This window comes from uncultured Marinobacter sp., assembly GCF_913055835.1.
GTDB lineage: Bacteria > Pseudomonadota > Gammaproteobacteria > Pseudomonadales > Oleiphilaceae > Marinobacter.
Genome location: NZ_CAJXKQ010000002.1, coordinates 213,310 through 227,149, shown reverse-complemented (window position 1 = coordinate 227,149; position 13,840 = coordinate 213,310). Strand labels below are relative to the sequence as shown.

Annotated in this window: 9 protein-coding genes; 7 read left to right on the top strand and 2 right to left on the bottom strand. The window is 55.9% G+C overall.

The features are described from left to right. The 7 genes from QZ534_RS02645 to QZ534_RS02615 all read left to right on the top strand — a co-directional run. On the top strand, nucleotides 1–945 hold a 945-nt coding region (locus tag QZ534_RS02645; protein WP_296931139.1), incomplete at its 5' end, for a site-specific integrase. A gap of 385 nt (nucleotides 946–1,330) precedes the next feature. Then, the gene (gene tig / locus QZ534_RS02640; protein ID WP_296931137.1) at nucleotides 1,331–2,635 is read left to right on the top strand and encodes a trigger factor; all 1,305 of its coding nucleotides are present in this window, start codon (nucleotides 1,331–1,333) and stop codon (nucleotides 2,633–2,635) included. Nucleotides 2,636–2,808: 173 nt separating this feature from the next. Further along, the gene (gene clpP, locus QZ534_RS02635) at nucleotides 2,809–3,444 is read left to right on the top strand and encodes an ATP-dependent Clp endopeptidase proteolytic subunit ClpP (protein ID WP_069183301.1); all 636 of its coding nucleotides are present in this window, start codon (nucleotides 2,809–2,811) and stop codon (nucleotides 3,442–3,444) included. Nucleotides 3,445–3,520: 76 nt separating this feature from the next. Beyond that, a complete protein-coding gene (clpX, locus tag QZ534_RS02630; RefSeq protein WP_296931135.1) occupies nucleotides 3,521–4,804 on the top strand; it encodes an ATP-dependent Clp protease ATP-binding subunit ClpX in 1,284 nt (427 codons plus the stop codon). Between the two features lie 161 nt (nucleotides 4,805–4,965). Beyond that, nucleotides 4,966–7,383, top strand: coding sequence for an endopeptidase La (gene lon, locus QZ534_RS02625; RefSeq protein WP_296931133.1), 2,418 nt, complete (start codon nucleotides 4,966–4,968; stop codon nucleotides 7,381–7,383). Between the two features lie 238 nt (nucleotides 7,384–7,621). Continuing rightward, nucleotides 7,622–7,894, top strand: coding sequence for an HU family DNA-binding protein (locus QZ534_RS02620; protein ID WP_008174603.1), 273 nt, complete (start codon nucleotides 7,622–7,624; stop codon nucleotides 7,892–7,894). Between the two features lie 155 nt (nucleotides 7,895–8,049). After that, nucleotides 8,050–9,894 (top strand): SurA N-terminal domain-containing protein, encoded by a 1,845-nt coding sequence (locus QZ534_RS02615; RefSeq protein ID WP_296931131.1) that lies wholly within the window; start codon nucleotides 8,050–8,052, stop codon nucleotides 9,892–9,894. Between the two features lie 78 nt (nucleotides 9,895–9,972). Here QZ534_RS02615 and QZ534_RS02610 read toward each other — a convergent pair whose 3' ends face one another. Next, entirely contained in the window at nucleotides 9,973–10,401 is a 429-nt protein-coding gene (locus tag QZ534_RS02610) for a hypothetical protein (protein ID WP_296931129.1), read from the bottom strand. A gap of 61 nt (nucleotides 10,402–10,462) precedes the next feature. Then, entirely contained in the window at nucleotides 10,463–13,627 is a 3,165-nt protein-coding gene (pulA, locus tag QZ534_RS02605) for a pullulanase-type alpha-1,6-glucosidase (protein WP_296931127.1), read from the bottom strand. Nucleotides 13,628–13,840: the final 213 nt, after the last annotated feature.

Below are 13,840 nucleotides of genomic sequence, written 5' to 3'. Positions count from 1 at the left end.
AATAAGGAAGGCAAGACAGAAGCTATCACTTGGGAAGAGCTTAGGCAGGAAGTTACACGGACTAGATGGAAAAACCAGAAATCTACCAAAACCCATGAAATCAACGGAAAAGCTATTGTCGAACTGATTGGGCAAGATGCTCTAGTAAAGAACATCACACAGAGAATGATTGATGATGTAGGCGTGATGATGCAGGAAGAGAACGAAGAGGTGTCACCGGCTACTATTAATCGTAAGTATTCTTCACTAAGTGTGATGATTAAGCACGCCAAGAAGAGGGGGTATATATCGAAAGACTTTGATTGTGAAATTCCAAAGTATAAAGAAGCTGAACATAGAATACGTTGGATTTCAGATGAAGAAGAAAGAAATATTATTAGTTATCTTAAAGCCATTAAGCCAGAAGTAGATGATATGATTGTTATATTAATCAACACAGGTCTTAGGTTGTCTGAGTTATGGAGACTTACAGTTAGAGACGTAACCGATACCCATTTAACAGTATGGGAATCAAAAAGCGGTAAAGCTAGATCTGTACCTTTGGTTAAACGAGTAAGAGAGGTGTTTGACAGATATAAAGAAAACAAAGCCCCTGATAGTCGAATCTTCCCAGATTGGACCAATTGGAGGTTAACCCACTACTGGAACAGAGGGAGGGACTTCCTAGAGCTAGCCAATGATCCGCAATTCGTACCGCACGTGTGTAGGCATACGTTCTGTACAATGCTGATTCAAAGGGGTGTACCTATCACCCATGTTCAGCGTTTAGCGGGTCACAGTGTCATCACAACAACGCTTCGTTATGCCCACCTGTCACAGGGTGATTTAGACCTAGCGATACTGGCACTGGAAGAGGGGCAGGAAGGCCCTAAAAGTGCCCTCAAGGGTGAGCCTGAAAGCACCTATATAAAGGAAGGAAGATTAGGTGCCCCACAGGGTGTCTAAACTGTGTCAAAAGTGTGCCAAAATCCGGCAAAAATGACACACAACCGTACATCGCAAATCTAAGGAAAGCTGTAAGAACAGAGTCCTAACAACTTTCACTGTCACGCTGAACGATTTAGGTTCCAGCGGGTAATACCGTGAGAGTTCGAGTCTCTCCTCTCGCACCACCCTTTCTTTTTTCTGATTTGTCCCCATTGTGTTCCCGTACCGCGTTGTCAGGCGCGTCTCAAACCCATATTCAGGGTGGCCGGGTGATTCTCTCGGCGGGGCAAACCGTGATAAACTACCGGCTTTTAATTTTGCGTCCCTTTGGGGTGAGCTGCTCCTGCCGGGATTTTGGTTTAATTTTCATTCACCTACAGAATCTGTAATTTGAGGAACTTCCATGCAAGTGTCTGTTGAAACGACCTCCAACATCGAGCGTCGCATGACGATTGGTGTGCCCGCCCAGGAAATCGACCAGGCGGTCCAGAAACGCCTGCAGGAAACCGCGCGTAACGTTCGCCTGAACGGTTTCCGTCCGGGTAAGGTGCCCATGAGCGTGGTCAAGCGTCGTTTCGGTGACAGCGTCCGCCAGGAAGTGGTTGGCGAGGTTATGCGCGACAACTACATCAAGGCACTGCAGGAGCAGGATATCAACCCGGCCGGATGGCCGAAGTTCGAGCCCAAGACCATGGAAGAGGGCAAGGACCTTGAGTTTGTTGCTACCTTCGAGGTGCTGCCGGAAATCGAACTGGGCGATCTGAGCAAGATCTCAGTCGAGAAGCTGACCTCCGAGATCACTGACAAAGACGTCGATAACATGATCGACAACCTGCGTCGCCAGCAGGCCACCATGAAAGAAGTCAAGCGCAAGTCCAAGAACAAGGACGTGCTGACCATTGATTTCAAAGGCTTTATTGATGGCGAGGAATTTGAAGGTGGCGCCGCTGAAGGTCACCGCCTGACCCTGGGTTCCGGTCAGATGATCCCTGGCTTCGAGAAGGCCATCGTTGGTGGTAAGGCCGGCGAGGACATGGAGATTGAGGTTACCTTCCCGGAGGACTACCACAACGAAGACCTGGCGGGTAAACCGGCCAAGTTCGAGATCAAGATTCACAAGGTTGAAGAGCCGCAACTGCCGGAACTCGACGCCGAATTCTTCAAGAAGTTCGGCATTGATGCCGAAGATGAAGCTGCCTTCCGTGAAGAAGTCAAAAAGAACATGGAGCGCGAACTCAAGCAGGCGGTTTCCAACAAGGTCAAGAACGACGTTGTTGATGGACTGCTGGAAACCACTGAGCTGGATATCCCGGCTGCTCTGGTTGACCAGGAAATCGATCGCCTGCGCCAGGATGCGGTTCAGCGCTTCGGCGGCCAGGTTGATTTCCAGCAGCTGCCGAAGGAAATCTTCCAGGAGCAGGCTGAGCGCCGCGTGAAGACCGGCCTGCTGTTCCAGGAAGTGGTCAAGAAGAACGACCTGAAAGCCGACCCGGCAAAAGTAGACGAAAAGATCCAGGAAATCGCGTCTACGTATGAACAGCCTGATGAAGTTGTTGCTCACTTCAACAGCAACCCGGAGCAGAAGAGCCAGATCGAGTCTTCCGTTCTGGAAGATGCCGTTGTTGACCATGTGCTGGAGCAGGCCAAGGTCAAAGAGAAGAAGGTCAAGTACGAAGAGGCCGTCCAGGCCGGTCAGCCCCAGCGCTGATTTTTGCCCGGGATCGGCTCAAGAGCCGGCCCCGATGGCCGACCCAGAGAACAGCCGGCATGTCCGGCTGTTTTCATCTGGGGCCGCTGCTGGCAAAGTATGGGGTGCAACATTATTGAAACCGCCGTGGCTCGAGTCCACGACCCATTGTCCATAAGGAGTTCAGGCGCATCATGACGCAGAAACCAATCGATGGTCCCGCAATGGTTACCAATTCAGGACTGGTACCGATTGTTATCGAGCAGACAGCTCGCGGCGAGCGGTCGTTCGACATTTATTCCCGCCTGCTCAAGGAGCGGGTGATCTTCATGGTGGGCCCGGTAGAGGACCACATGGCGAACCTTATTGTGGCCCAGCTCCTGTTCCTCGAGTCTGAGAATCCGGACAAGGATATTCACCTGTACATTAACAGCCCGGGCGGTTCTGTAACTGCGGGTATGTCCATCTACGACACCATGCAGTTTATCAAGCCGGACGTTGCGACCCTCTGTGTGGGCCAGGCGGCCAGCATGGGCGCGTTCCTGCTCGCCGGCGGTGCTGCCGGAAAACGGGCTTGCCTGCCCAACTCCCGCGTAATGATTCATCAGCCGCTGGGTGGTTACCAGGGTCAGGCAACGGATATCGAGATTCACACGCGGGAAATCCTGAAAATCCGGCACACGCTGAACTCTATCCTGGCGCATCATACCGGGCAGGATCTGGAAACCATCGCCAAGGATACCGACCGTGACAACTTCATGGATCCGGGTCAGGCGAAAGAGTATGGGCTGATTGATTCAATACTTGATAAGCGCGTACCGAATAAATAATACTGGAAGTAATCGCATCATACTTGGCCGGCGTATCAGGCAGTGACGCCGGCAAAACGAGATCAGAGGTATTTCAATGGCAGATGAAAGAAACGGCAGGGGCGACGATAACGGCAAGTTGCTCTACTGCTCGTTTTGTGGAAAGAGCCAGCATGAAGTCCGAAAGCTCATTGCAGGGCCCTCGGTGTTCATCTGCGACGAGTGCGTCGACCTGTGCAACGACATTATCCGGGAAGAGATCCAGGAGAATGCGCAGGAAGAGCCGAGCGATCGCCTTCCTACACCGGCCGAGATCCGCAATACCCTTGATGAATACGTCATTGGTCAGGACCGGGCCAAGGTGGTGCTGTCGGTTGCGGTCTACAACCACTACAAACGTCTTCGTTACGGCGAGGGCAAAGGTGATGTTGAGCTCGGCAAGAGTAACATTCTGCTGATCGGTCCGACCGGTAGTGGTAAGACGCTGTTGGCCGAGACCCTGGCTCGGATGCTGAACGTGCCCTTTACTATTGCAGATGCAACGACCCTGACCGAAGCCGGTTACGTGGGTGAGGATGTTGAGAATATCATCCAGAAGCTGCTGCAGAAGTGTGATTACGATGTCGACAAGGCCCAGCGAGGCATTGTCTATATCGATGAGATTGACAAGATTTCCCGCAAGTCAGACAACCCGTCCATTACCCGGGATGTCTCTGGTGAGGGTGTTCAGCAGGCACTGCTGAAGTTGATCGAGGGCACCGTAGCGTCGGTTCCGCCGCAGGGTGGCCGAAAGCATCCCCAGCAGGAGTTCCTGCAGGTTGATACCGGCAACATGCTGTTTATCTGCGGTGGTGCCTTTGCGGGGCTCGACAAGGTCATTCGTGAGCGTACCGAGAAGAACAGCATCGGTTTCTCTGCCTCAGTAGCCAGTCAGGACGATGCCAAGAATACGGGCGATATCATAAAGGACGTCGAGACTGAGGATCTGGTGAAATACGGCCTGATTCCGGAGTTCGTGGGTCGGTTACCTGTGGTGGCAACCCTCAACGAGCTGGATGAGGAGGCGCTGGTACAGATTCTGACCGAGCCCAAGAACTCCCTGACCAAGCAGTACCAGAAACTGTTTGATATGGAAGGTGTTGAACTGGATTTCCGTGAAGACGCCTTGCGGGCGGTTGCCCGTAAGGCCATGGAGCGCAAAACCGGCGCTCGTGGCTTGCGTTCCATCATGGAAGCGACACTGCTGGACACCATGTACCAGATTCCTTCCGAGCATGACGTAACCAAGGTTGTGATCGATGAGAGCGTAATTAGTGGGGATTCCGAGCCCTTCAAGATTTACGCGAGCAGTGATCACGCCAAGGCTGTGCCCGAGGATTGAGTCTGGCTCATCGGTTGAAATGAAAAGGGGCGGCGACGCCCCTTTTCGCGTTTTGTATCCCGAGTTTCCTGCCCTGTTTCGTTTGGTAAAAAGATTGCAATTTTTGCGGGCGCCCCAATGAAGGGTGATATGCTGAAAGAAATACCGTCAGAGGATTCCCAATGACCCGTATACCCGAAAATGCCGTGCAAGAATACCCGCTGCTTCCGCTGCGTGACGTAGTGGTGTTTCCGCACATGGTGGTCCCGCTGTTCGTGGGCCGAGAAAAATCCATTCAGGCTCTGGAAGCCGCAATGGAAGGAAGCAAGGAAATCCTCCTGGTAGCCCAGAAAGACGCTTCCACCGATGAACCCGGCCCGAAGGATGTGTTCGAGATGGGCACCCTGGCCACGGTCCTGCAAATGCTTCGCCTGCCCGACGGTACCGTCAAGGTGCTGGTGGAGGGCAACGCACGGGCCACCATCAGCGATATTACCGAGGGCGAGTATCTCTCAGGTGGCGCTGTGCTCATGGATGAAGAAGGGTTGCCCAAGCGTGAGCAGGAAGTTCTCGTCAAGACCTTGATGGACGAGTTCGAGAAATACGTAAAGCTGTCCAAGAAGGTGCCCTCCGAAGTTTCCAATGCGCTTACCGGCATTGAGGAGCTGGAGCGTCTGGCCGACACCATGGCTGCTCACCTTGAAATGCGGATTCCCGAAAAGCAGGAACTGCTTGAGGCCCTGGATATTCGCAAGCGGGTGGACCTGCTGCTGGGCAAGCTGGACGGCGAAATTGACCTGATTGAGGTTGAGAAGCGCATCCGTGGCCGCGTCAAGAAGCAGATGGAGCGTAGCCAGCGCGAGTACTACCTGAACGAGCAGATGAAGGCTATCCAGAAGGAGATGGGTAACCTGGGCGAAGGCAACAACGACTTCGAGGAGCTCGAGCAGAAGCTCGAGGAAGCCGGTTTGCCGGAAGAGGCCCGCAAGAAGACCGAAACCGAACTGAACAAGCTCAAGATGATGTCGCCGATGTCCGCCGAGGCGACTGTTGTGCGTGGCTATATTGACTGGATGCTGGCCATTCCCTGGAAGAAGCGCAGCCGTGTCCGTCACGACATCGAGAAAGCTCGTGAAATCCTCGACAGGGATCACTACGGCCTGGATGAGGTCAAGAAGCGTATTCTGGAGTACCTTGCGGTTCAGAGCCGTGTGAAGAAGGTCAAAGGACCGGTGCTTTGCCTGGTTGGCCCTCCCGGCGTTGGTAAAACGTCCCTCGGGCAGTCCATCGCCCGTGCTACCAACCGGAAATACACCCGCATGGCCCTGGGTGGCGTCCGGGATGAAGCCGAGATTCGTGGCCACCGGAAAACCTACATTGGCGCGCTTCCCGGCAAGCTTCTGCAGAAGTTGTCCAAGGTGGGCGTGAAAAACCCGCTGTTCCTGTTCGATGAGATCGACAAGATGGGTATGGATCACCGCGGTGATCCGGCATCAGCGCTGCTTGAGGTTCTGGACCCGGAGCAGAATCACACGTTCAACGATCACTATCTGGAAGTGGATTACGATCTCTCCGATGTGATGTTCGTGTGCACGTCCAACTCCATGGATATTCCGCCGGCGCTGCTGGACCGGATGGAAATCATCCGGATCCCGGGGTATACCGAAGACGAGAAGGTCAACATCGCCCTGCGGTATCTGTTGCCCAAGCAGATCAAGGCGAACGGGCTGCGCAAGGACGAGTTGAAGCTGCCCGAGGATACTCTCCGCGACCTGATCCGCTACTACACCCGTGAAGCCGGCGTGCGCGGCCTGGAGCGTGAGATCGCGAAAATCTGCCGCAAGGTGGTACGCGACCATGTGGAGAGTGGTGAAAAGGCCTCTGTGACCCTGACTCAGGACATGCTCGAGGACTACTCGGGGGTCAAGAAATTCAAGTACGGCCTCGCCGAGGAAAAGAACGAGATTGGTCAGGTGACCGGTCTGGCGTGGACCCAGGTGGGCGGCGAACTGCTGCACATTGAATGCGCGCTTACGCCTGGCAAGGGCCGGGTGGTCAAGACCGGTTCCCTGGGAGATGTGATGCAGGAGTCCATCCAGACAGCCTTGACGGTGGTACGCAGTCGCGCGCCCGGTCTGGGTATCGCGGATGATTTCCACGAGAAACACGATCTGCACGTCCACGTACCGGAGGGTGCTACACCGAAAGACGGTCCGAGCGCCGGTATCGGTATGTGCACGGCGCTGGTTTCTTCACTGACCAAGATTCCGGTTCGCGCCGACGTTGCGATGACCGGTGAGATCACTCTGCGCGGTCGTGTACTGGCCATCGGCGGTCTGAAGGAAAAGCTGTTGGCGGCGCATCGGGGTGGCATCAAGACAGTGATTATTCCTGATGAAAATGTAAGGGATCTCAAAGAGATACCGGAGAACATCAAGGAATCGCTGGAGATCCGCCCGGTGAAGTGGATTGACGAAGTGCTGGATATTGCGCTGGCTTATCCACCCGAGCCCAGGGCCGAGGATTCGTCCCCGGAAACCGGGTCTGGTAAGCCGCGTGACGAAGACGGTGACGCGTCAGAACGCATAAATACACATTAAAGCCTTGATGAGTTGTTGACATGCCTGAGAGCCCATTGGTATAACTGTTTCGCCGTGAAGCAGCCAATACCAAGGGCTCCCGCGCAGTTAGTGCCTATTCCGAATGCCGGTATTAAGCCGAAAGGAATAAGAAAACTGAAGAATGGAATTCTCTGACCGCTTATGCGATAGTCGAGAACGTCCGAGAAAAAACAAACCAACCTATAACATCTTCAACCTGAAATCGAAGGGGTTTAGTGTGAACAAGTCCGAACTTATCGATGCAATTGCAGAGTCCGCAGATATCTCCAAAGCCGCCGCTGGCCGTGCTCTGGACGCAATGACCAACTCCATCACCGGTGCCCTGAAAAAAGGCGATCAGGTAACTCTGATCGGTTTTGGTACCTTCTCCGTTAAAGAGCGTGCTGCTCGTACCGGTCGTAACCCGCAGACTGGTGCCGAGATCAAGATTCCGGCCTCCAAAGTGCCTGGGTTCAAAGCAGGCAAGGCCCTGAAAGACGCCGTTAAGTAACGGTTCTTTCTCTGGTGGCTTCTGTCACAGGAAGCCACCCAAGAAGAATTCAAGGCGCATTCCAGACCGGGTGCGCCTTTTTACGTTAGGTCCGCCCATAACGCGCGCTCAAACGAATAACACTGCACGACCTTGAACAGGGATCCGGGAGAAACATGCTTCAAGATATTCGGGAAAATGCCCAGGGCACGATTGCCAAGATCATCATTGGTCTTCTGATTGTGTCGCTATCCATCTGGGGAATGGACGCCATTGTTGGCGGCTTCTCCGGCGAGCCTGAGGTGGCAACGGTGAACGGCGAGGATATTACCGAGCGGGAGTTTCTCCGCGTGGTGCAAATGGAAAGTCAGCGCCGGCTATCCAGAATGGAAACCCCCGATCCTTCCATGCTCAACGAAGACCAGATCCGGACGGACGTGCTGGATTCCCTGATCCAGGAGCAGGTCCTGATCCAGGACGCCAACGCTCAGGGGCTGGAACTCAATGATGCCGATATCGATGCGTTGATTACCCAGATGCCACAGTTTCAGGTGGATGGACAGTTCAACCGTGACCGGTTTGTTTCCACGGTGCGCAACATGGGCATGGGCGTCGGCGAGTTCCGCGAAGCCATGCGCAAGCAGTATGTGGTAAACCAGATCCGGGCCGGCATCGTCCAGAGTGGCCTGGTGGCGGATGAAAACGCCGAGCAGCTGCTTCAGATCCAGAACCAGACCCGCAGTTTCCGGGTGCTCGAAATTCCGGCCAACGCAGTGGCGGATTCCATCTCGGTTACCGAAGCTGATATTGAAGCCTTCTATGAAGAGAACTCAGGGGCATTCCAGCAGCCGGAGCGGGTCGATGCTGCCTATATCACGCTCTCGCTTGGCGCTCTCGCAGAGAACATTGAAATCGACGACGCGGAGCTTCAGGCCTACTATGAGCAGCGGGCGGCGGACCTGGCGAGCGAAGAGCGTCGTGCCTCCCATATCCTGATTGAAGAAGGCAGTGAGGCGGACGAAACCATGGCCACCATCCAGGAGCGTCTGGCGGCCGGTGAGTCCTTTGCCGACCTGGCAAAGGAGTATTCGATTGATACCGTCTCCGCGGAAGAGGGCGGCGATCTCGGTTACGCTGGCCGTGGTATCTACGCCGAGCCTTTCGAGGAGGCTTTGTTCGCCCTCGAGGAAGGGGAAATTTCCGAGCCGGTTCGGACCTCTTTTGGTGTCCACCTGATCCGCCTGGACGATGTGAGGGAGTCAGAGGTGCCATCCCTGGCCGAGCTGGAAGAGCGGCTTCGTCGTGAATTGGCTCGCGAACAGGCCAGGGAGCGTTTTGCGGAAGTTCGCGCCGAGCTTGCCGACTCCGCCTATGCAGCCGATGATCTGGCCGGCCCGGCAGAAGAGCTCGGGCTCGAAGTTCGTGAGGCCACCGGTGTTACCCGCGAAGGTGGCCAGGCTCCGTTTGATCATGCCGGGCTGGTTCGGCAGTTGTTCTCCGAGGATGTCCTGGAAGCCGGCTACAATACCGAGCTGATCGATGTCGGTGACAATGTTTCTGTGGTCGCGAGGGTTCGTGAATACCACGAGGCAGAGCAGCTGCCGCTGGATGAGGTTCGCGATCAGATCCGTGCCAACCTTGAGCAGCGCAGGACACGTGAAGCGCTCTCGGAAAGGGCCGATACCATCATTGCTGACCTTGAGGCGGGCGAAACCCCGGAGGGTATTGGTGAATGGTCAAGCTACGAGGGCGTAGCCAGAAATTCCACGGATGTTGGGCCAGCCATTCTGCAGCAGGTCTTTTCTCTGCCCCGTCCTGCCGACGACACCCGTTTCGGCAAGGCTGTGACGGCCAATTCAGCCGCTGTAATCGCTTTGGATGAGGTTACCGACGGTCAGGTAGCCGAACAAAGCACCGAGCTGAACCAGCTCCGTGAATTCCTGGCGTCGCTGGAAGGCCAGCGTGAGTACGCTGCCTACCAGCAGTTCCTGAGGAACCGGGCGGAAGTCGAGAGACCCTGATTTCTGGTCCATAAAAAGGGCGCCGACTGGCGCCCCGCGAAGGATGAAAAGCCCGGTGCGAATGCCCGGGCTTTTCTGCTATTCGGCCTTCTTGATATAGACCTGAGGCACTTCGCCGGAGGTGTCAAAGTAGAATCCGTAAACCGCCGACTCCGGCGGCGTGAAGCGGAAGTTCTCGAATACGGCGGAACAATTGGCGTTAACCGGTTTGTCGAGTTCAACCACCTTGTCGTCGGCCTCCGAGAGATAGCCGCAATTGGTGCCACTGCTCCAGTTAGCATCCCCAAACTTGAACTCGTAGGGCTGGCCATCTGCTTTCAGTTCCACTTCAGTCCGGTACAGTCCGCTGTCGACTTTCTTTACCTTGTATTCGGGCAGTGCATCCCACCAGGCAAACTGGCCTCGGAGGTACAGAGACTCACTGTAATCCCGCTCGCCCCCGGTCGTAGCGCAGCCGGTGACGGCCAGGACGGAAGCCAGTGCGAGTGTGTGAAGTTTCATGTTCATGGGTATTCTCCTTCTTTTTGTAAAGGCCACCGGGTTCTCCGGTGGCTGTATCGAGGGCTGGTTAGCGGGCAAAAACGCCAACGGAAAGCGCCGGAACGGAGAAGTCACCGTCCGATGCGCTGGCAGTGCCTGTGGGTGATGTGTCCGCCATGACATTAAAGGTGCCGCTCAGCGACGTGTTTAGTGTCTGAGTGGTATTGCTGGCGTTGATGACGACGACGATCTCATCATTGACGGCATCCAGATCGGGCAGGTTGTTACTGGTGTCATCCAGCAGGCTGTAACCGATCACTCCGGGAATCTGCCCGGTGCCGGTATTCAGGAAGCGCAGTCGGTTCTGGATAGCCTCGGCCGTTTGCAGTCGGAACAGCGGGCTGTCCCTGCGCACGGTCAGAAGTTCGCGTACCTGTTCGTTGGTGTAGGCAATCGCTTCAGGCGTAGGCGTCGCACCCGCCCCTGCAGACTGAATCACTTCGGTGATCAGATCCCAGTTCGATCCGTCCTTGTCCTGGCGAGGCAGTCCCCGGTTCCAGGCAGAGCTCTGGTAACTGAAATCCACTTCGTTGTACCAGTCGCCGGAGTCGTAGCTATCCCGTTCCATGGATTTTGAGCGCAGCAACTCCGAACCCATATGCAGGAATGGGATGCCCTGGCTGAGGGTGGGTACGGCCAGGCTGACCACCTGCATCTGTGCCCGCTCCATGGTGGTCGCGGCGTAATCCGCCTTGTACTGGTTGTTGTCCCACAGGGTCTGGTTGTCGTGCTTCGAGACGTAGTTGATGATTTCCTGGGGATCGTCGGTGTAGCCGGCATTCTGCCCGTTGTAGTCGATCTGGGCGCCGCTCAGGATATCTCCGCTGGCAGTCTCAAAGCTGAAATCTTTCAGACTGCCGGCAATACCGATGCGCACCCAGTCGCTGACCTGCAGCAGGCGGTTTTTCTCATCTTCGCTGCCACTGTTGCGATCATTCGGTAAGGTGAAGAGCCCATTGCCAAAGCCCTGGTTGGCGCGGATGGCATCGCCGCCGTCAAACGGGCCACCGCCACGGACGGCATCCCGGAGCCGGTCATTGAAGGAGCCGATGCCGGTGCCTGCCATATTCGACTGGATGGCGTTTTTGCCCCGGGCATTGTTGGCCACTTCGCCGAAGTTCCAGGCTTCCCCGTAGAAGTAGGTGTCAGGATCAACCGCCTTTACCGCTGCGAGGGCTTTTTCCATATTGCTGAGCATATGGTGGCCCATGAGATCAAAGCGGAAACCGGAGATCTTGTACTGGTCCGCCCAGGTTACCAGTGAGTCCACCATGAGCTTTTCCATCATGGCGTGCTCGCTGGCGGTATTCTCGCAGCAGGTGGACTGTTCAACCGCTCCGGTTTCCGGATTCTGGCGGTGGTAATAACCGGGAACCAGCTTGTCCAGGACAGAATTTTCGGCAAGCCCGGATGAGTTGGTGTGGTTGTAGACCACATCCATAACGACGTTCAGACCAAGCCCAGTGGCCGCCTGTACCATTTCCCGGAACTCCACGATGCGCTGGGTGCCGTCTGCGTCGGAGGCATAGCTGCCCTCCGGAACGGTGAAGTGTACCGGGTCGTAACCCCAGTTGAAGCTGTCCAGGTCACGGAAGGTGTTGTAGAGGGCCTGGGCGTCGCCAGTCAGCGGATCGAATTCACCCAGCACCTGACGAATCGTTTTGCCACTGGCGCAGTATGCCTGATAGGCACTGGCAGCCTCCTCGGACAGATCGCAAAGACGGCTGAAGTCATCGTTGATGTCGACAACCCCGGTGGGGTCCTCGTTGACGGTGGCAATGTCGAAAGCGGGGAGCAGATGCAGGTGGGTGACACCGGCATCGGCCAGGGATTTCAGGTGCGCGACACTATCGACGCTGCCGTCTGCGGGCGCGGTGAATGCCCGATACTTGCCTCTGAGTGCCGGATCGAGTGTTTCATCGGTGGCACTGAAATCACGAATGTGGGTTTCATAGACAACCACGTCCTCCGGAGCCAGCATGGCCGGCGTTGACAGCGAATCCCAGCCAGCCGGTTTGTGGTTGCTCTCCAGATCCACAACCTGGGCGTACTGACCGTTGGTTGAGAGGCTGAGCGCGTAGGGATCTGAAACCATCGTGGTCTCGATGGCGCCCGTCCTGGGGTGGTAGACAGTCACCTCGTACTGGTAGAACTGCTGATCCAGTTCCGCAAAACTGCCCTTGTGGGTCCAGACGCCATCGGCCTCAGTCATGCTGACGGGATAGCCCGGAAGCAGCGTGCCTGAATCGTCGAAAACGTGCAGACGCAATGACTGTGCGGTGGGCGCCCAAACGGCGAAGTCCACGTCAGCGCCGTTTATCACGGCACCCAGCTCTCCGTTATAGGCAAACAGATCGTCCAGCACCCCCGGGATCTGGACGCCGGTGGCCATAACCAGATCGTCGCTGCTGTTAAAGCCGGCGGCGACCAGTTGGCCTTTCAGGGCGGTTTGGATGTCAGAGTTGCCTGCCTGAACCTCAAAGGCTGGCCAGTCACTCAGGTGCGGAAATTTCTCCGCAAGGGCAGGGGCAAGAGAGGTTGGAGAGAGTGCCAGGGGCTGTCCGCCGTCAAGCGTTTCGTTTTCGGTAACGGTGATTTGCGCATTCTGGTCATGCCGCAGCTCAACCCGGGCAAGGCTGCCTGCGTCCTTGATCACTACCGTGGTTTCATCGAGCCAGTGAGCCTTGGCTCCGGCGATGGTAACGGCCTCTGCCTCGATCGGGGTTTGGGACAATTCCTGGCTGCCGCTCAGGGTAAAGATGCGATCGCCCAGGGAGCCGAAGTGCCAGCGGTGGTCGAGGCCGCCCAGGTCTTTTTCATCACCTTTGTGCACGATGAAGTTCATGCACTCTCCGGCTTCACGCATCGGGATCAGGTACCAGGCACCGTAGGTGTCGCTGACACCATCGGGCAACCGGGGGCTGCTCCATTCGGTTGGAACTCCTTCGGCAAGGCCGTCACAGCCGTCCGCCGGGTTGTTCCAGAGGTGCAGGCCCCAGCCGCTGTAGTTTTCGTCAGGTCGTTTGTAATAGAGCAGCGCTTCGTTTTCGCCCGGCTCGAGGAGTGCATCGGTCTGGCCGCCACCACCGGTGCCGTCGTCCGGCGCAGGGTTGTCGCTTCCGGAATTGCAGCCGGCCAGCGCCAGCGAAAACGCCAGTGCAAGGCTGCCCGCAACCAGTTTTTGCTCAGGCATGGGAAATCCCCTTTTCCATTGTTTTTGTTTGGCTTTGAACCCTTTTGGGTCAGGTTCATAGTTGCGTGATAAAGCCGGAAGGACATCCTTCGTCGGGCAATTTTTCGGGGCGTAGATGGAATGGTGCCGGGGTAGTAGAAAGGGTTCAGCAGGCAAAAAAAGGGGCCGGCAAAAGCCGGCCCAGAGGAGGTCCAACGAGAGTGTGGGTTTTAG

Coding starts and splice junctions, on each gene's coding strand:
- clpP (WP_069183301.1), top strand. CDS start 2,809: ATGACGCAGAAACCAATCGATGGTCCCGCAATGGTTACCAATTCAGGA.
- pulA (WP_296931127.1), bottom strand. CDS start 13,627: ATGCCTGAGCAAAAACTGGTTGCGGGCAGCCTTGCACTGGCGTTTTCG.
- clpX (WP_296931135.1), top strand. CDS start 3,521: ATGGCAGATGAAAGAAACGGCAGGGGCGACGATAACGGCAAGTTGCTC.
- lon (WP_296931133.1), top strand. CDS start 4,966: ATGACCCGTATACCCGAAAATGCCGTGCAAGAATACCCGCTGCTTCCG.
- tig (WP_296931137.1), top strand. CDS start 1,331: ATGCAAGTGTCTGTTGAAACGACCTCCAACATCGAGCGTCGCATGACG.
- QZ534_RS02610 (WP_296931129.1), bottom strand. CDS start 10,401: ATGAACATGAAACTTCACACACTCGCACTGGCTTCCGTCCTGGCCGTC.
- QZ534_RS02615 (WP_296931131.1), top strand. CDS start 8,050: ATGCTTCAAGATATTCGGGAAAATGCCCAGGGCACGATTGCCAAGATC.